Source organism: Pseudomonas serboccidentalis (assembly GCF_028830055.1).
Classification (GTDB): domain Bacteria; phylum Pseudomonadota; class Gammaproteobacteria; order Pseudomonadales; family Pseudomonadaceae; genus Aquipseudomonas; species Aquipseudomonas serboccidentalis.
In genome coordinates this window covers 1,146,188-1,164,448 of sequence record NZ_CP101655.1, presented here as the reverse complement: position 1 = coordinate 1,164,448, position 18,261 = coordinate 1,146,188, and the positions used below count along the sequence as shown (strand labels likewise).

The 18,261-nt window shown below is 60.2% G+C and carries 17 protein-coding genes; 14 read left to right on the top strand and 3 right to left on the bottom strand.

What is annotated here, in order from left to right; translation table 11 throughout:
- Positions 1-68: 68 nt before the first annotated feature.
- The 7 genes from NN484_RS05355 (at position 69) to NN484_RS05325 (ending at position 5,798) form a co-directional block, all read left to right on the top strand.
- Complete coding sequence (locus NN484_RS05355; protein WP_274658694.1) at positions 69-707, top strand: peroxiredoxin; 639 nt, start codon at positions 69-71, stop codon at positions 705-707.
- Between the two features lie 316 nt (positions 708-1,023).
- Positions 1,024-1,617, top strand: a complete 594-nt coding sequence (ssuE, locus tag NN484_RS05350) for an NADPH-dependent FMN reductase (RefSeq protein WP_027610508.1) — start codon at positions 1,024-1,026, stop codon at positions 1,615-1,617.
- A gap of 101 nt (positions 1,618-1,718) precedes the next feature.
- Positions 1,719-2,708, top strand: a complete 990-nt coding sequence (locus NN484_RS05345) for a sulfonate ABC transporter substrate-binding protein (protein WP_215500611.1) — start codon at positions 1,719-1,721, stop codon at positions 2,706-2,708.
- A gap of 25 nt (positions 2,709-2,733) precedes the next feature.
- Positions 2,734-3,882 (top strand): FMNH2-dependent alkanesulfonate monooxygenase, encoded by a 1,149-nt coding sequence (gene ssuD / locus NN484_RS05340; RefSeq protein ID WP_011336452.1) that lies wholly within the window; start codon positions 2,734-2,736, stop codon positions 3,880-3,882.
- 8 nt (positions 3,883-3,890) lie between these two features.
- Complete coding sequence (gene ssuC / locus NN484_RS05335) at positions 3,891-4,673, top strand: aliphatic sulfonate ABC transporter permease SsuC (protein WP_215500612.1); 783 nt, start codon at positions 3,891-3,893, stop codon at positions 4,671-4,673.
- Positions 4,670-5,476 carry an aliphatic sulfonates ABC transporter ATP-binding protein gene (gene ssuB, locus NN484_RS05330; protein WP_215500613.1) on the top strand — a complete coding sequence of 269 codons (807 nt, stop codon included), beginning with the start codon at positions 4,670-4,672 and terminating at the stop codon, positions 5,474-5,476. The genes ssuC and ssuB overlap by 4 nt, the downstream gene beginning before the upstream one ends.
- Positions 5,477-5,582: 106 nt before the next feature.
- Positions 5,583-5,798, top strand: coding sequence for a TOBE domain-containing protein (locus NN484_RS05325; protein WP_007967989.1), 216 nt, complete (start codon positions 5,583-5,585; stop codon positions 5,796-5,798).
- Between the two features lie 139 nt (positions 5,799-5,937).
- Here NN484_RS05325 and NN484_RS05320 read toward each other — a convergent pair whose 3' ends face one another.
- Complete coding sequence (locus NN484_RS05320) at positions 5,938-6,564, bottom strand: TetR/AcrR family transcriptional regulator (RefSeq protein ID WP_102354876.1); 627 nt, start codon at positions 6,562-6,564, stop codon at positions 5,938-5,940.
- A 274-nt stretch (positions 6,565-6,838) separates the two neighbouring features.
- Positions 6,839-8,215, bottom strand: coding sequence for a glutamine synthetase family protein (locus tag NN484_RS05315; RefSeq protein WP_123454445.1), 1,377 nt, complete (start codon positions 8,213-8,215; stop codon positions 6,839-6,841).
- Positions 8,216-8,945: 730 nt separating this feature from the next.
- Here NN484_RS05315 and NN484_RS05310 point away from each other — a divergent pair.
- The 7 genes from NN484_RS05310 to NN484_RS05280 all read left to right on the top strand — a co-directional run bounded on the left by NN484_RS05310 (position 8,946) and on the right by NN484_RS05280 (position 17,305).
- Positions 8,946-10,304, top strand: a complete 1,359-nt coding sequence (locus NN484_RS05310; RefSeq protein WP_007967993.1) for a glutamine synthetase family protein — start codon at positions 8,946-8,948, stop codon at positions 10,302-10,304.
- Between the two features lie 56 nt (positions 10,305-10,360).
- The gene (locus NN484_RS05305) at positions 10,361-11,725 is read left to right on the top strand and encodes an aspartate aminotransferase family protein (protein ID WP_127647985.1); all 1,365 of its coding nucleotides are present in this window, start codon (positions 10,361-10,363) and stop codon (positions 11,723-11,725) included.
- Positions 11,726-11,896: 171 nt separating this feature from the next.
- Positions 11,897-13,006, top strand: coding sequence for a polyamine ABC transporter substrate-binding protein (locus tag NN484_RS05300; protein WP_166221641.1), 1,110 nt, complete (start codon positions 11,897-11,899; stop codon positions 13,004-13,006).
- A gap of 187 nt (positions 13,007-13,193) precedes the next feature.
- Complete coding sequence (locus NN484_RS05295) at positions 13,194-14,291, top strand: polyamine ABC transporter substrate-binding protein (protein WP_127647983.1); 1,098 nt, start codon at positions 13,194-13,196, stop codon at positions 14,289-14,291.
- A gap of 67 nt (positions 14,292-14,358) precedes the next feature.
- Positions 14,359-15,501, top strand: a complete 1,143-nt coding sequence (locus tag NN484_RS05290; RefSeq protein ID WP_003229245.1) for an ABC transporter ATP-binding protein — start codon at positions 14,359-14,361, stop codon at positions 15,499-15,501.
- Positions 15,502-15,536: 35 nt separating this feature from the next.
- The gene (locus NN484_RS05285; protein WP_215500771.1) at positions 15,537-16,418 is read left to right on the top strand and encodes an ABC transporter permease subunit; all 882 of its coding nucleotides are present in this window, start codon (positions 15,537-15,539) and stop codon (positions 16,416-16,418) included.
- Positions 16,415-17,305 (top strand): ABC transporter permease subunit, encoded by an 891-nt coding sequence (locus NN484_RS05280; RefSeq protein WP_095137596.1) that lies wholly within the window; start codon positions 16,415-16,417, stop codon positions 17,303-17,305. The genes NN484_RS05285 and NN484_RS05280 overlap by 4 nt, the downstream gene beginning before the upstream one ends.
- 91 nt (positions 17,306-17,396) lie before the next feature.
- On the opposite strand, the gene NN484_RS05275 is transcribed toward NN484_RS05280, so the two are convergent.
- The gene (locus NN484_RS05275) at positions 17,397-18,038 is read right to left on the bottom strand and encodes an HD domain-containing protein (RefSeq protein WP_215500614.1); all 642 of its coding nucleotides are present in this window, start codon (positions 18,036-18,038) and stop codon (positions 17,397-17,399) included.
- Positions 18,039-18,261 lie beyond the last annotated feature (223 nt).

The following is an 18,261-nucleotide window of genomic DNA, read 5'->3' as shown; positions in this document are numbered from 1 at the left end:
ATTCTTTTTCATGATTGCGAATCCCGAGCTACAGTTGAGGTCTCGAACAACTCATCAGGAGCAGCACCATGAGCCTCAGACTCGGCGACATCGCCCCCGATTTCGAACAGGACTCCAGCGCCGGCAAGATTCGTTTTCACGAGTGGCTGGGCGATAGCTGGGGCGTGCTGTTCTCCCACCCGGCCGACTTCACCCCGGTGTGCACCACCGAGCTGGGCTTCACCGCCAAGCTCAAGGATGAGTTCAGCAAGCGCGGTGTCAAAGCCATCGCGCTGTCGGTCGACCCGGTGGACTCGCACCACAAGTGGATCGAAGACATCAACGAAACCCAGAACACGATCGTCAATTTCCCGATCCTGGCCGATGCCGATCGCAAGGTCTCCGATCTCTATGATCTGATCCACCCGAACGCCAGCGACACGCTGACCGTGCGTTCGCTGTTCGTGATCGATCCGAACAAAAAGATTCGTCTGACCATCACCTACCCGGCGAGCACCGGGCGCAACTTCCACGAGATCCTGCGGGTGATCGATTCGCTGCAACTCACCGATAACTACAAGGTGGCCACCCCGGCCAACTGGCAGGACGGTGAAGATGTGGTGATCGTGCCGTCGCTCAAGGATGAAGACGAGATCAAGCGGCGCTTCCCGAAAGGCTATCGCACGGTGAAGCCGTACCTGCGCCTGACGCCGCAGCCGAACAAGTGAGTCAGTGAGATTTGCGGTGTGGCCGCCACCGCCATCGCGAGCAGGCTCACTCCTACATTTGGAATGCATTCCCCCTGTAGGAGTGAGCCTGCTCGCGATGGCGTTAGTCCAGTCACCATGGAACCACAAAGCAGGGGATTTCAGGCCGTTTCGACGGCCTTTTTTTCGTCCGCAGTTCGCCGAAACGTATATCTCTTAAACGCATAACCAAATGAATAAATATGATTTATGGATATATAAATCAGCTGGTAAGGTCACTCCATCGACGCGAGATCGCAACCCGCGAATCGCCTGTAACGCGCAAGGAATCGTCTGAATGCTGGTCGTCTCACTCGGTGGCAGTCCCAGCCAACGCTCCCGCTCCGGGGTGTTGCTGGAGCGCTCGCAACGCTGGTTGCAGGAGCAAGGGGTGGAAGTGGTGAGTTATCAGGTGCGGGACTTCCCGGCCGAAGACCTGCTCCACGCCCGCTTCGACAGCCCGAAGGTGCTCGACCTGCTGGCGCAGATTGAAAACGCCGACGGCCTGCTCATCGCCACGCCGGTCTACAAAGCGTCGTTTTCCGGCGCCCTGAAGACCGTGCTGGATCTGCTGCCGGAGCGCGCCCTGAATCACAAGATTGTTCTGCCGATGGCCACCGGCGGCAGCATCGCCCACATGCTGGTGGTCGATTACGCACTCAAGCCAGTGCTGTCGGCGTTGAAGGCCCAGGAAATGCTGCAAGGGATTTTCGCCGAGGACAGCCAGATCGCTTACGGCGAAGGCAGTGCCCAGGCGCAACTGGCGCCGGCGCTGGAGCAGCGTCTGCATGAAGCGCTGGATCAGTTTGTCAGTGCCATGGCCCGCCGGCCGAAACCGCTGGAGCCAGGCTTGTTGAATGAACGTTTGTTGAGTGCTCGCTGGAGCATTTAAGCCTGCGCTCCAGGCACATCGGAATTTGAAGTACTCACCTTACTCAGCCGTCAACGGCCAAGCAGGTGCAGCCAACACCCAACAGCAAAAAGGAGAGCGCGATGCGCACTGTATTTTTGCGTCGTGGTCTGGTCGCTCTGTTTGCTGCGGCTGTGTCCTTCGGCGCTATCACTCAAGCTCAGGCGCTTTCTACCCATGAAGGCGTGCTTCGGATCGGTTATCAGAAGTACGGCACGCTGGTGCTGCTCAAAGCCAAAGGCACGCTGGAAAAGCGTCTGGCCGCTCAAGGCGTGGACGTGCAATGGACTGAGTTCCCCGGTGGCCCGCAACTGCTCGAAGGCCTGAACGTCGGCTCGATCGACTTCGGCGTGACCGGCGAAACCCCACCGGTGTTCGCCCAGGCGGCTGGTGCTGATTTGCTCTACGTGGCCTACGAGCCACCGGCGCCGAACAGCGAAGCGATCCTCGTGCCGAAGGACTCGCCGATCAAATCGGTGGCCGATCTCAAGGGCAAGAAAGTCGTGCTGAACAAAGGTTCCAACGTGCACTACCTGTTGGTGCGCGCGCTGGAAGACGCCGGCCTCAGATACTCCGACATTCAGACCGTATTTCTGCCGCCGGCCGATGCCCGCGCTGCGTTCGAACGTGGCAGCGTCGACGCCTGGGTCATCTGGGATCCGTACCAGGCCGCTGCCGAGAAGCAGTTGCAAGCGCACACCCTGCGTGACGGCAAAGGCATTGTCGACAACCACCAGTTCTATCTCGCGACCAAGCCTTACGCCCAGAAAAATCCCGAGGTGATCAAGACCCTCGTTGAAGAAGTGCGCGCTGTCGGCGAGTGGTCCAAAGCCAACCCTGAAGACGTGACTCAACAAGTCGCGCCGCTGCTCGGTCTGCCGGCGGACATCACCCTGACCTCGGTGAAACGCCAGGGCTACGGTGCGCTGTTCCTGACCCCGGAAGTGGTCGCCGCGCAGCAGAAAATCGCCGACACCTTCTACCAGCTCAAGCTGATTCCCAAGCCGTTGAGCATCCAGAATGTGATCTGGACACCACCGGCCGCTGTGGCCCAAAGCTCCCAAGCCCGGTAATTCGAATCCCCAAGGAGACCACTCCATGAGCCTCAACATCTTCTGGTTCCTGCCTACTCACGGCGACGGCCATTACCTTGGCACCGCCGAAGGCGCCCGCGCCGTTGATCACGGTTATTTGCAACAGGTTGCGCAAGCGGCGGATCGCCTGGGTTTTGGCGGCGTGCTGATTCCCACCGGCCGCTCCTGCGAAGACTCGTGGCTGGTGGCCGCGTCGCTGATCCCGGTGACTCAGCGCCTGAAGTTCCTGGTCGCCCTGCGCCCCGGGATCATTTCCCCGACGGTCGCGGCGCGGCAGGCAGCCACGCTGGATCGCTTGTCTGGCGGTCGTGCGCTGTTCAACCTGGTGACCGGTGGTGACCCGGAAGAGTTGGCCGGCGACGGGCTGTTCCTCGATCACGAGGCGCGCTATCAGGCCTCGGTGGAGTTCACCCGCATCTGGCGTCGGGTGCTGGAAGGTGAAACCGTCGATTACGACGGCGAACACATCAGCGTGAAAGGCGCGAAATTGCTCTATCCGCCGATCCAGCAACCGCGCCCGCCGCTGTACTTTGGTGGTTCGTCGGAAGCGGCGCAGGACCTGGCCGCCGAACAGGTCGAGATGGTCCTGACCTGGGGCGAGCCACCAGCAGCGGTGGCCGAGAAGATCGAACAAGTGCGCGCCAAAGCCGCCAAGCTCGGACGCACCGTGCGCTTCGGCATTCGTCTGCACGTGATCGTGCGGGAAACCAACGCTGAAGCCTGGCAAGCGGCAGACCGCCTGATCTCCCATCTGGACGACGACACCATCAAACGTGCGCAGGCCTCGCTGGCGCGTTTCGATTCGGTTGGTCAGCAACGCATGGCCGCGCTGCACGGTGGCAGTCGCGACAACCTCGAAGTCAGCCCGAATCTGTGGGCCGGCGTCGGACTGGTGCGCGGTGGGGCCGGTACTGCGCTGGTCGGCGACGGCCCGACCGTGGCGGCGCGGGTGAAGGAGTACGCGGATCTGGGTATCGACACCTTTATCTTCTCTGGTTATCCACATCTCGAAGAGTCGTACCGTGTCGCCGAACTGCTGTTCCCGCACCTCGACGTCGAGCGCCCGGAACTGCCGAAAAGCGCCGGGTACGTCAGCCCGTTTGGCGAGATGGTCGCCAACGACATTCTTCCCAAAGCCGCGTCGCAGAGCTGAGGCGCGCCATGAAGAAACTCATCCACAGCCTCGCACCCTGGGCGTTGCCGGTGCTCTTGCTGGCGGTGTGGCAGTTGTCGGTGTCGGCCGGTTGGTTGTCGACGCGGATCCTGCCGGCGCCGGTGGCGGTGATCGAGGCCGGCGTCAGTCTGGTACGCAGCGGCGAGATCTGGACCCACCTGGCAATCAGCGGCTGGCGTGCGGCGCTGGGCTTCACCATCGGCGGCAGCATCGGTCTGGTACTGGGCTTTATCACCGGCCTGTCGCAGTGGGGCGAACGCCTGCTCGATAGTTCGGTACAGATGATCCGCAACGTGCCGCACCTGGCGCTGATTCCGCTGGTGATCCTGTGGTTCGGCATCGACGAGTCGGCGAAGATTTTCCTGGTGGCGTTGGGCACGTTGTTCCCGATTTACCTCAACACCTACCACGGCATCCGCAACGTCGATCCGGCGCTGGTGGAGATGGCGCGCAGTTATGGTTTGAGCGGTTTCAGCCTGTTCTGGCAGGTAATTCTGCCGGGGGCGCTGCCGTCGATTCTGGTCGGTGTGCGCTTCGCGCTGGGCTTCATGTGGCTGACGCTGATCGTGGCGGAAACCATTTCCGCCAGCTCCGGCATCGGCTATCTGGCGATGAATGCCCGCGAGTTTTTGCAGACCGACGTGGTGGTGCTGGCGATCCTGCTTTACGCGGTGCTCGGCAAACTGGCCGACCTCGCTGCCCGTGGACTTGAGCGCGTGTGGCTGCGCTGGCATCCGGCCTATCAGGTTGCCAAGGGAGGTGCGGCATGACCGCTCAACAGCCTCCACGCCTGCTGCGCGGGATTCCGCTGGTGGTGCGCAACCTGCAGAAAACCTTCGGTGCGCGGCAGGTGCTGCGCGACATCGACCTGCACATTCCGGCGGGGCAATTCGTCGCCGTGGTCGGGCGCAGCGGTTGCGGCAAGAGCACCTTGCTGCGCTTGCTCGCCGGCCTCGATCAACCGACTGGCGGCGAGCTGCTGGCCGGCGCCGCACCGCTGAGCGATGCGCGCGAAGACACCCGGCTGATGTTTCAGGAAGCACGGCTGCTGCCGTGGAAAAAGATCATCGACAACGTCGGTCTTGGCCTCAAGGGCAACTGGCGCCCACAGGCACTGGCAGCGCTGGAAGCGGTCGGTCTGGCCGATCGCGCCAACGAGTGGCCGGCCGCCTTGTCCGGCGGCCAGAAGCAGCGTGTAGCTCTGGCCCGGGCGCTGATCCACCAACCGCGCCTGCTGCTGCTCGACGAGCCGCTCGGTGCGCTGGACGCCCTGACCCGGATCGAGATGCAGCAACTGATCGAACGCCTGTGGCAGCAGCACGGCTTCACGGTGCTGCTGGTGACCCACGACGTCAGCGAGGCGGTAGCGATTGCCGACCGAGTGATTCTGATCGAGGACGGCGAAGTCGGTCTCGATCTGCAAGTGGAGTTGCCGCGACCTCGGGTGCGTGGTTCGCATCGACTGGCGACGCTGGAAACCGAAGTGCTCAACCGTGTTCTCTCCCTGCCCGGCGAACCGCCGGAGCCGGAACCCGTTTCACCCCTGCCTACGCAATTGCGTTGGGCGCAATGAAGCAGCTTCAAGCGGCAAGCTACAAGCCTCAAGTAAAAGCGCTGTGCTTTTGCTTGCCGCTTGAAACTCGCAACTTGCAGCTTATTTCGACCCCAGGAGAAATATCATGACTATCAAAGCCATCAACGTGCGCAACCAGTTCAAAGGCTCGATCAAGGAGATCGTTCTCGGCGACGTGCTGTCGGAAATCGACGTGCAGACCGCCTCCGGCATTGTCACTTCAGTGATCACCACCCGTTCGGTCAAGGAGCTGGAACTGGCGGTGGGCAGCGAGGTGATCGCCTTCGTGAAATCCACCGAGGTGTCGATCGCCAAGTTGTAAGTCAGTGAGTAAAAAACAACCCCGAAAGGCGTGAGCCCTTCGGGGTTTTTCTTTTTGAAGATCAAAAGATCGCAGCCTTCGGTGTAGCTCCTACAAGGGAGTGCGTGCTCCTGTAGGAACTGCCGGAGGCTGCGATCTTTTAGCGTTTAGGCAGATAAGGCGGCAGATACAGGCCGATATAGGCATCAAACACCCGCATTCCTTCCTCGGCCATGCGCGGCGTAATCTGCCCATGCTGCTGCACCGAGCGCGCATACACGCGGTCGCCCAGTTCCATCGCCAGGGCAAACACGTCGACATCGCTCGGCAGTCGCGGCAATTCGAAGTGGTGGTCGAACAGCTTGTGCATCAGGTCGCCCAGTTCGATGTCGTGCTGACGGTCGGCCTGGGTCACTTCGGTCAGGCCGTGCTGAGCGAGAATCAACTGGCGGGCGGCGGCGTCTTCGTCGTAGATCTCCAGCATCCGCTCCTCGACCAGTCGTGACAGGTCGCGCCAGTCGCGCAGGGCATCGTGGTCGATCGGTGCTTGCAGGCAGGCGCGAAAGGCCGCGTGCACATCGGCGGTCAGCGCTTCGAGCAGCGCCGGCACGCTGGCGAAGAAGTGGTACACGGAGGAGGGCGGAATCTGCGCGCGTTCGGCCACACTGTAAATCGACAGGCTGGCCACACCCTCGGCGGCCAGCAGCGTGCGTGCGGCATCGAGTATCGAATCGATTCGCGCCTGGCTGCGGGCACGGGGTTTGCGGACGGGGGCGGGACGCGTCATGGAAGTCTCCTGCGGGGCAGCGGGCATTGTACGCGGAGCGCCTGCCCCGAGTGCAACACAGTCCTTGTGGCGAGGGAGCTTGCTCCCGCTCGGCTGCGCAGCAGTCGTAAAACCAGACGACCTGTTTTTCCTGACATACCGAGTCGCAGGGGCTTGGGGCTGCTGCGCAACCCAGCGGGAGCAAGCTCCCTCGCCACAAGGGGATTATGTTCGGCCATAAAAAAACGCCGCTGGCTGCGAGAGCCAACGGCGTTCCTTTTGGCGCTGCAACCGCTTAAACGGTATGCAGGTACCAGTTGTACTCGAGGTCGGAGATGGAGTGTTCGAACTCCTCCAGCTCGCTCTCTTTACAGGCGACGAAGATATCGATGTATTTCGGATCGATGTACTTGGCCATCACCTCGCTGTCGTCCAGCTCGCGCAGGGCATCGCGCAAGTTGTTCGGCAGGCTTTGTTCGTTCTGCTCGTAGCTGTTGCCTTCGACCGGAGCGCCCGGCTCGATCTTGTTGGTCAGGCCGTGATGCACGCCCGCCAGAACCGAAGCCATCAGCAGGTACGGGTTGGCGTCGGCGCCGGCCACGCGGTGTTCGATACGCACGGCATCGGCAGAGCCGGTCGGTACGCGGATCGCCACGGTGCGGTTGTCCAGGCCCCAGCATGGCGAGTTCGGCACGTAGAACTGTGCGCCGAAACGACGGTACGAGTTGACGTTAGGGCACAGGAACGCCATTTGGGCGGGCAGGGTCTCGAGCACACCGCCGATCGCGTGACGCAATGCGGCGTTCTGCTCGGGATCCTCGCTGGCAAAGATATTCTTGCCGGCCTTGTCCAGGATCGAAATGTGTACGTGCAAACCGTTGCCTGCCTGGCCTGGATAAGGCTTGGCCATGAAGGTGGTGTCCATTTCATGGTCGTAGGCGATGTTCTTGATCAGACGCTTGAGCAGGACCGCGTAGTCGCACGCCTTGATCGGGTCGGCGACGTGGTGCAGGTTCACTTCGAACTGCGCCGGGGCACTTTCCTTGACGATGGCGTCGGCCGGGATGCCTTGCTCTTTGGCGCCTTCCAGAATGTCCTGGAGGCAGTCGACGTATTCGTCGAGGTCGTCGATCAGGTAGACCTGAGTCGAGTGCGGGCGTTTGCCGGAGATCGGCGAGCGTGGCGGCTGTGGACGGCCGTTCACGTTCTCCTGGTCGATCAGGTAGAACTCCAGCTCGAAGGCTGCGCAGATGGTCAAGCCCAGCTCGTCAAACTTTGCAACAACTTGACGGAGCACTTCGCGTGGATCGGCGAAAAACGGGTCACCTTCGAGTTCGTGCATGGTCATCAACAGTTGCGCGGTCGGGCGCTTCTGCCATGGCTCGTTGCACAGGGTATCGGGGATTGGATAGCAGATCCGGTCGGCGTCGCCGATGTCCAGACCCAGGCCGGTGCTTTCCACCGTAGAGCCATTGATATCCAGAGCAAATAGAGAGGCCGGCAGGTTGATGCCTTTCTCGTAAACCTTGTGGAGGCTGGTGCGTTCGATGCGCTTGCCGCGCACCACACCATTCATATCCGCAATCAGAAGGTCAACGTACAGAACCTCAGGATGTTCCTTAAGGAACGCGTTCGCTTCGTTAAGCTGAACGGCACGCGGGGGTACCGACATGATGCAACACCTTTGTTGTTAAAAATATCAATCATTGATCTTTTCTGGTTTCAGTCAACCCGAACGGCATGCCGAAGTCAAGCGAGGCCTTTTTTGCCCTAAAAAAGCGCTACGAGGGCATTTATGGGGCACTTTGGGGCGATTTTTTGTCCTTGGGACGCTTGGCACCCGCGGGCTTGAGCAGGCCGTGTTGTATTTTTTACGGGGGTGTTGTGTAAAAAAATGAACAAGGCTAAGCTCGGATCAAACCCATAACAGCAATAATACCGGGGTGCTTCATGTCTCGCCTGCCGTTAATCGGCATCACCGACTGCTCGCAACAGTCCGGTCTGCATGCTCAACACATCAGTGGCGACAAATCCGTCCGTAGCGCAGCCAACAAGGCTCGCGGTCTGTCGACAAGGTTCTCGTCGGCAGCAGCCAGAACGGCAGCGTCCGTTATTCTGGACGTACGGCCAAGCATCCTGTTTATGGCGTCTCCTTCCAATATAGATCTCTTTGAGTCTCAAAGCCTGTGCCGCTTCCCAAGCCGTGCTCATGATTCTGCACGCCTTGAATGTGCACAGGAAATGCAACGCCAGCGTAAAGGGCAGGTAAGCTCCTCTTTCATTGTCGATGCGCGGTGCCGGGCGTAAGCCGGCACTGCGCGCAAGCAAGCCCCCTTTAACGCGACGCCACGGCGTCAAACTTTGCCTGACACGATGTCAGGAGACTCAGCCCAGAGGCATTTATGAGTAACAACCTCGACCAGCTCACCGATTGGTTGAAAGACCACAAGATCACAGAAGTCGAATGCATGATCGGCGACTTGACCGGTATCACCCGGGGCAAGATCTCGCCGACCAACAAGTTCATCGCCGAAAAGGGCATGCGCCTGCCAGAGAGTGTGCTGCTGCAGACCGTGACTGGCGATTACGTCGAAGACGACATCTATTACGAACTGCTCGACCCGGCCGACATCGACATGATCTGCCGCCCCGACCAGAACGCCGTGTATCTGGTGCCGTGGGCCATCGAGCCGACCGCCCAGGTGATTCACGACACCTACGACAAGCAAGGCAACCCGATCGAGCTGTCGCCACGCAACGTGCTCAAGAAAGTCCTGAAACTCTATGCCGACAAGGGCTGGCAGCCGATCGTGGCGCCGGAAATGGAGTTCTACCTGACCAAGCGCAGTGACGACCCTGACTATCCGTTGCAGCCGCCGATTGGTCGCTCGGGCCGTCCGGAAATCGGTCGTCAGTCGTTCTCCATCGAAGCGGCGAACGAATTCGACCCGTTGTTCGAAGACGTCTACGACTGGTGCGAACTGCAGGAACTGGACCTCGACACGCTGATCCACGAAGACGGCACGGCGCAGATGGAGATCAACTTCCGTCACGGCGACGCACTGTCGCTGGCCGACCAGATCCTGGTGTTCAAGCGCACCATGCGTGAGGCGGCGCTCAAGCACGACGTGGCTGCGACCTTCATGGCCAAGCCGATGACCGGTGAGCCGGGCAGCGCCATGCACCTGCACCAGAGCATCATCGACATCGAGACCGGCAAGAACGTGTTCTCCAATGAAGACGGGACCATGAGCCAGCTGTTCCTGCACCACATTGGTGGCCTGCAGAAACTGATCCCCGAACTGCTGCCGCTGTTCGCGCCGAACGTCAACTCGTTCCGCCGCTTCCTGCCGGACACCTCGGCGCCGGTGAACGTGGAGTGGGGCGAAGAGAACCGCACCGTGGGCCTGCGTGTACCGGATGCCGGCCCGCAGAACCGTCGCGTGGAAAACCGCCTGCCGGGCGCCGACGCCAACCCGTACCTGGCGATTGCCGCGAGCCTGCTCTGCGGCTACATCGGCATGGTCGAGGGCCTCAACCCGAGCGCGCCGGTCGTTGGCCGTGGCTATGAACGTCGCAATCTGCGCCTGCCGCTGACCATCGAGGACGCACTGGAGCGCATGGAAAACAGCGCGACCATCGAGAAATACCTGGGCAAGACCTTCATCACCGGCTACGTCGCGGTAAAACGGGCCGAGCATGAAAACTTCAAGCGCGTGATCAGTTCCTGGGAGCGTGAGTACCTGCTCTTCGCCGTCTGATACGCCGGGCGCGGCTGGCAGCAGCCGTGCCTTCACCGATAACAAGGAGAATTGGCATGACCAGCAACAACCCGCAAACCCGTGAGTGGCAAGCCCTGAGCAGCGATCACCACCTGGCCCCGTTCAGCGACTTCAAGCAGCTGAAAGAGAAGGGCCCACGGATCATCACCAACGCCAAGGGCGTGTACCTGTGGGACAGCGAAGGCAACAAGATCCTCGATGGCATGGCGGGTCTGTGGTGCGTGGCGATCGGTTATGGCCGCGATGAACTGGCTGACGCAGCCGCGAAGCAAATGCGCGAACTGCCTTACTACAACCTGTTCTTCCAGACCGCGCACCCGCCGGCACTGGAACTGGCCAAGGCCATCGCCGACGTAGCGCCGCAAGGCATGAACCACGTGTTCTTCACCGGCTCCGGCTCCGAAGGCAACGACACCATGCTGCGCATGGTTCGTCACTACTGGGCGATCAAGGGCCAGCCGAACAAGAAAGTCATCATCAGCCGCAAGAACGGTTATCACGGTTCCACCGTGGCCGGCGCGAGCCTGGGCGGCATGACTTATATGCACGAACAGGGCGATTTGCCGATTCCGGGCATCGTTCACATCGCGCAGCCGTACTGGTTCGCCGAGGGCGGCGACATGTCGCCGGAAGAGTTCGGCATCTGGGCGGCCAATCAGCTGGAAGAGAAGATTCTCGAAGTCGGCGTGGATAACGTCGGCGCCTTCATTGCCGAGCCGATCCAGGGCGCCGGCGGCGTGATCATTCCGCCAGACACCTACTGGCCGCGCATCAAGGAAATCCTCGCCAAGTACGACATCCTGTTCGTGGCGGACGAAGTGATCTGTGGTTTCGGCCGTACCGGTCAATGGTTCGGTTCGGATTTCTACGATCTGAAGCCAGACATGATGACCATCGCCAAAGGCCTGACGTCCGGCTACATCCCGATGGGTGGCCTGATCGTGCGCGACGAAGTGGTGAAAGTGCTCAATGAAGGCGGCGACTTCAACCACGGCTTCACCTACTCGGGGCACCCGGTGGCGGCGGCGGTGGGTCTGGAAAACATCCGGATTCTGCGCGACGAGAAAATTATCGAGAACGTACGCAACGAAACGGCACCGTATTTGCAGAAACGTCTGCGCGAACTCAACGATCACCCGTTGGTGGGTGAAGTACGCGGAGTCGGTCTGCTGGGGGCGATCGAGCTGGTGCAGGACAAGGCCACTCGCAAGCGTTACGAAGGCCGGGGTGTGGGCATGATCTGCCGGCAGTTCTGCTTCGATAACGGCCTGATCATGCGCGCCGTGGGCGACACCATGATCATTGCGCCGCCGCTGGTGATCAGCAAGGCGGAGATTGATGAGCTGGTTACAAAGGCACGCAAGTGTCTGGATCTGACTCTCAGTGCGTTGCAGGCCTAAGTGCTAGGCTTCGAGCGGGGAAGCTGCGGCGCTCTCGCTCGAAGGTGTCAGAAAGGTGGGCCTTTTCTTGAAAGACCGCCTCCGATCTTGCCAGACTAGCCGCGGTTCCAGTTGTCGGGGTTCGGCCGCTGAACAAAGTGGTTCAAAAAAGAAAAATTTGGAGCATGACGCATGAAGGCATTAGGTAAAAAGCTTGCTGGCAAGACTCTTCTCGCGCTGTCCGTAGCGGGCATGATGGCGGGTGCGGTTCACGCGGATGACAAAGTGCTGCACGTTTACAACTGGTCCGACTACATCGCGCCGGACACCATCGCCAACTTCGAGAAAGAGTCCGGGATCAAAGTCGTCTACGACGTATTCGACAGCAACGAAACCCTGGAAGCCAAACTGCTGGCGGGCAAGTCCGGTTACGACGTCGTTGTGCCGTCGAACAACTTCCTGGCCAAGCAGATCAAGGCTGGCGTTTACCAGGAGCTGGACCAGTCCAAGCTGCCTAACTGGAAGAACCTGAACCAGGACCTGCTCAAGGCCGTGTCGGTCAGCGACCCGGGCAACAAGCACGCCTTCCCGTACATGTGGGGCTCGATCGGCATCGGTTACAACCCGGAGAAGGTCAAGGCTGCGCTGGGCGTCGACACCATCGACTCGTGGGACGTGCTGCTCAAGCCGGAAAACATCGCCAAGCTCAAGGGCTGCGGCGTGAGCTTCCTCGATTCGCCGACCGAAATGCTCCCGGTCGCGCTGCATTACCTGGGCCTGCCTACCGACAGCCAGAAGAAAGAAGACATCAAGAAAGCCGAGGAGCTGTTCCTCAAGATTCGTCCTTCGATCACCTACTTCCACTCCTCCAAGTACATCTCGGACCTGGCCAACGGCAACATCTGCGTAGCGGTCGGCTACTCGGGTGACGTGCAGCAGGCCAAGTCCCGTGCCGCCGAGGCTGGTGACAAGGTCAAAGTCAGCTACGCCATTCCGAAAGAAGGCGCTGGCAGCTTCTTCGACATGGTCGCCATCCCTAAAGATGCCGAAAACGTTGAAGGCGCCTACAAGTTCATGACCTTCCTGCAGAAGCCTGAAGTCATGGCCGGCATCACCAACGCCGTACGCTTCCCGAACGGTAACGCCGCTGCAACACCTCTGGTAGAGAAAGACATCACCAGCGATCCAGGCATCTACCCGCCAGCCGACGTGCAGGCCAAGCTGTATGCCATCGCCGATCTGCCAGCGGCTACCCAGCGTGAAATGACCCGCAGCTGGACCAAGATCAAATCCGGTAAATAAGCCGGTTTGAAGCAGCAACCGCTGGCCGTCGTCCCCGCGAAGGCGGCCAGCGGATCAATTAAATGTCAGGAAGTTTTGCAGGAACGGTTTTTCGAGGGTAAGTTGCGCGCCGGTTTTGTTGCCGGGCAGCCATGGCTGTCATGTAACGCGGGGCAACTTGGGCCCAACTAATTTAGAGGACCTCCACTTGCCTATTTTTTCTTCTTTGCGCAAAGCCCTGCTGGCCACTGCCGGCCTGACGATCGCTGTCGGAGCCCAGGCCGCCGGTACGGTGCATATTTATAACTGGTCGGATTACATCGGCGAGACCACCCTGGCCGACTTCCAGAAAGAAACCGGGATCAAACCGGTTTACGACGTGTTCGATTCCAACGAAACCCTGGAAGGCAAGCTGCTGGCCGGGCGTACCGGTTACGACGTGGTCGTGCCGTCGAACCACTTCCTCGGCAAGCAGATCAAGGCGGGCGCGTTCCAGAAGCTCGACAAGGCGCAGTTGCCGAACTATTCGAATCTCGATCCGGTGCTGCTCAAGCGCCTGGAGCAGAACGACCCGGGCAACCTCTACGCCGTGCCGTACCTGTGGGGCACCAACGGCATCGGCTACAACGTCGACAAGGTCAAAGCCGTGCTCGGTATCGACAAGATCGATTCCTGGAGCGTGTTGTTCGAGCCTGAAAACATCAAGAAGCTGCACAGCTGCGGCGTAGCGTTCCTCGACTCGGCGGATGAAATGATGCCGACCGTGCTCAACTACATGGGCCTGAACGCCAACAGCACCAATCCCAAGGACTACGCCAAGGCCACCGACAAACTGCTTGCCGTGCGCCCTTACGTGACCTACTTCCACTCCTCGAAATACATCGGCGATCTGGCCAACGGCGACATCTGCGTGGCCATCGGTTTCTCCGGTGACATCTTCCAGGCCAAGCACCGTGCCGAAGAAGCCAAGAAAGGCGTGAACATCGCCTACTCGATTCCGAAAGAGGGCGGCGCGCTGTGGTTCGACATGCTGGCGATTCCGAAAGACTCGTCCAACGTCAAGGAAGCCCACGCCTTTATCAACTATTTGCTGAAACCTGAGGTGATCGCCCAGGTCAGTGATTACGTCGGTTACGCCAACCCCAACCCGGGTTCGGACAAGCTGATGGAACAGTCCATCCGCACCGATGAAGCGGTTTATCCGCCGCAGGCAGTCCTCGACAAGACATACGTGTCGGTCGAGTTGCCAGCCAATATTCAGCGTTTGATGACCCGTAGCTGGACCAAGGTCAAGTCGGGCAAGTAAGGCACAAACTATCCTGGGTTCGTCCGCGTTGGGCGAACTGCACTCTTTTTTTCTGGGAGTTTCGTAAATGGCAGTTGCCTCCGGCGCCTATAAGAAAGCCCTCGAGGGCGACCAGACACCTAAACAGGTGTTGGTCAAAATCGACCGGGTCACGAAGAAGTTCGACGAGACGATTGCCGTGGACGATGTGTCCCTGGAAATCAAGAAAGGCGAGATCTTCGCCCTGCTCGGCGGTTCGGGATCGGGCAAATCCACGCTGCTGCGGATGCTGGCAGGGTTCGAACGGCCCACGGAGGGGCGCATTTTCCTCGACGGCGTCGACATCACCGACATGCCGCCGTACGAGCGACCGATCAACATGATGTTCCAGTCGTACGCCTTGTTCCCGCACATGACCGTGGCGCAGAACATCGCCTTCGGCCTCAAACAGGACAAGATCCCCAACGCCGAGATCGACGCCCGCGTGGCCGAGATGCTCAAACTGGTACAGATGAGCCAGTACGCCAAGCGCAAGCCGCATCAACTGTCGGGCGGTCAGCGTCAGCGTGTGGCACTGGCGCGTTCGCTGGCCAAGCGGCCGAAACTGCTGCTGCTCGACGAACCGATGGGCGCACTGGACAAGAAACTGCGTTCGCAGATGCAACTTGAGCTGGTAGAGATCATCGAGCGCGTCGGCGTGACCTGCGTGATGGTGACCCACGACCAGGAAGAGGCCATGACCATGGCCGAGCGCATCGCGATCATGCACCTGGGCTGGATCGCCCAGATCGGCAGCCCGATCGACATCTACGAAACCCCGACCAGTCGTCTGGTCTGCGAATTCATCGGTAACGTGAACATCTTCGAAGGCGAAGTGATCGACGATGCCGAAGGTCACGCGACCATCACCTGCAAAGACCTCGACCGGCAGATCTACGTCGGCCACGGCATCAGCACCTCGGTGCAGGACAAGTCGGTCACCTACGCGATTCGCCCGGAGAAGCTGCTGGTCACCGCCGAAATGCCGACCTGCGAGTACAACTGGTCGAGCGGCAAGGTGCATGACATCGCCTACCTCGGCGGTCACTCGGTGTTCTACGTTGAACTGCCGAGCGGCAAGCTGGTGCAGTCGTTCGTCGCCAACGCCGAGCGTCGCGGCCAGCGTCCGACCTGGGGCGACCAGGTTTACGTGTGGTGGGAAGACGACAGCGGCGTGGTACTTCGCTCATGAACATGCGCAAATTCAAACGCCGCCTCAATCGAATAATTCCCGGTGGCCGCCAGATGGTCATCGGTGTTCCCTTCATCTGGCTGTTCCTGTTCTTCATGCTGCCGTTCTTCATCGTCCTGAAGATCAGCTTTGCCGAAGCCGACGTGGCCATCCCGCCGTACACCGAGATCTACACCTTTGCCGAGCAGAAGCTGCAACTGCTGCTGAACCTCGGCAACTACGCGATGCTGGGCGACGACGAGTTGTACATCGCCGCGTACCTCGGCTCGCTGAAGATGGCCTTTTTCAGCACGCTGTTGTGCCTGCTGATCGGCTACCCGATGGCCTACGCCATCGCCAGCGCCCGCAAAGAGCTGCAGACGGTGCTGGTGCTGCTGATCATGATGCCGACCTGGACTGCAATCCTGATCCGCGTGTATGCGTGGATGGGCATCCTCAGCAACAACGGCCTGCTCAATGGTTTCCTGATGAGCATGGGCTTTATCGATGAGCCGCTGCAGATCCTCAACACCAACCTGGCGGTCTATATCGGCGTGGTCTATTCGTACCTGCCGTTCATGATCCTGCCGTTGTACGCCAACCTGGTGAAGCACGACCACAGCCTGCTGGAAGCCGCTTCCGACCTCGGGTCGAGCACCTTCAACAGCTTCTGGAAAATCACCATTCCGCTGTCCAAGAACGGGATCATTGCCGGCTGCATGCTGGTGTTCATCCCGGTGGTGGGCGAGTTCGTGATCCCGGAACTGCTCGGCGGTCCGGAAACCCTGATGATCGGTAAAGTGCTCTGGCAAGAGTTCTTCAACAACCGCGACTGGCCGGTAGCGTCCGCCCTGGCGGTGGTGATGCTGGCGATCCTGATTGTGCCGATCATTCTGTTCAACCGCAGTCAGGCCAAGGAAATGGAGGGCAAAGAATGAAGAACTTCCGTTTCTCCAGCCTGATGCTGGTACTGGGTCTGTTGTTCATCTACGCGCCGATGCTGATCCTGGTGATCTACTCGTTCAACGCCTCGAAACTGGTGACGGTGTGGGGCGGCTGGTCGATCAAGTGGTACGTCGGCCTGCTCGACAACACGCAACTGATGGGCTCGGTGCTGCGCTCGCTGGAAATCGCCTGCTACACCGCTGTCGCGGCGGTGGCGCTGGGTACGCTGGCAGCCTTCGTGCTGACCCGCATCACCCACTTCAAGGGCCGCACGCTATTCGGTGGTCTGGTCACCGCGCCGCTGGTCATGCCTGAGGTGATCACCGGTCTGTCGCTGTTGCTGCTGTTCGTGGCGATGGCGCAGATGATCGGCTGGCCGCAGGAACGTGGCATCGTCACCATCTGGATCGCCCACACGACGTTCTGTGCCGCGTATGTGGCCGTGGTGGTGTCGGCGCGTCTGCGTGAGCTGGACCTGTCGATCGAAGAGGCAGCCATGGACCTCGGTGCACGGCCGTGGAAGGTGTTCTTCCTGATCACCATCCCGATGATCGCGCCATCGCTGGCAGCGGGCGGCATGATGTCGTTCGCCCTGTCGCTGGACGACCTGGTGCTGGCGAGCTTCGTCTCCGGCCCGGGTTCTACCACCCTGCCGATGGAGGTGTTCTCGGCGGTGCGTCTGGGCGTGAAGCCGGAGATCAACGCCGTGGCCAGTCTGATTTTGCTGGCGGTATCGCTGGTGACGTTCCTGGTGTGGTTCTTCAGCCGCCGTGCCGAAGAAGCGCGCAAGAAAGCCATCCAGCAAGCCATCGAAGAAGGCGCTGCCGATTCGTGGAAGCAACCGGACGTGCGCCGCGCGCCTGCGCCGGAAGCGGCTTAACAGGCAAAAAGATCGCAGCCTGCGGCAGCTCCTACAGGGATTGCATTCCAATGTAGGAGCTGCCGCAGGCTGCGATCTTTTGCTTTTGGGCTCAGGAAATCCACGGAGATTTACGGATGACCTCAACGAAGTTCATCGGCTTGAACCCCGGCTCCTGATCCACCAGCACATCGGCCTTCACATTGCCGAACGTCGTGTGCGGGCGATGGCGCAAGCCGTCGGCAAACGCGCAGATGATGCATTCCTTGAAACCTTCCCCGCGTGGATGTGCATGCACCACCGCCTCGCGCTGGGTGCTGCTGAACGCCGCGTAGTCCATGCCCAGCACGTCCATCTCGACCCCGGCAGTCACCAGCGCTACGGTCGGCCGCAGATGCTTGGGCACCCCCGGCGTAGTGTGCAGGGCAATCGACAGCCAGACCTGTTCGATATCGTCATCGCTCAAACCGTACGGCTTGAGGAACGCCGCTGCCGCATTGGCGCCATCCACTTCAAAACGCTCGTCAGCGCTGCGATAGCCTTCGACCAGCCCGAGGTCGTGGAACATCGCGCCGACGTACAGCAACTCCGGGTTGTAGGCCAGTTGCTGGCGCTCGCCGCTCAACGCACCGAACAGAAACACCCGGCGCGAGTGGTGGTAGAGCAGGTCGGATTCGATGTCGCGAATGTACTCGGTGGTAGCCCGGGCCAACGCGCTGTCAGGAATTTTGATGCCGGCAATGGTCGTGCTCATCTGAGAGTCCTCGTCGAAAACGCCGTTGTGGCGCCGATGGACAAAGTCTGTTCCCCGAGGCCGTAAGCGGACAATCAACGCATGGCTGCGATCCTTGCCAATCGACCTGCAAATCGTGCCAAGCTAAAAAGATCGCAGCCTTCGACAGCTCCTACAGTTGTCCACATTCCCCTGTAGGAGCCGCAGGCTGCGATCTTTTGCTCTTGAAAGGGAATCCACAGTC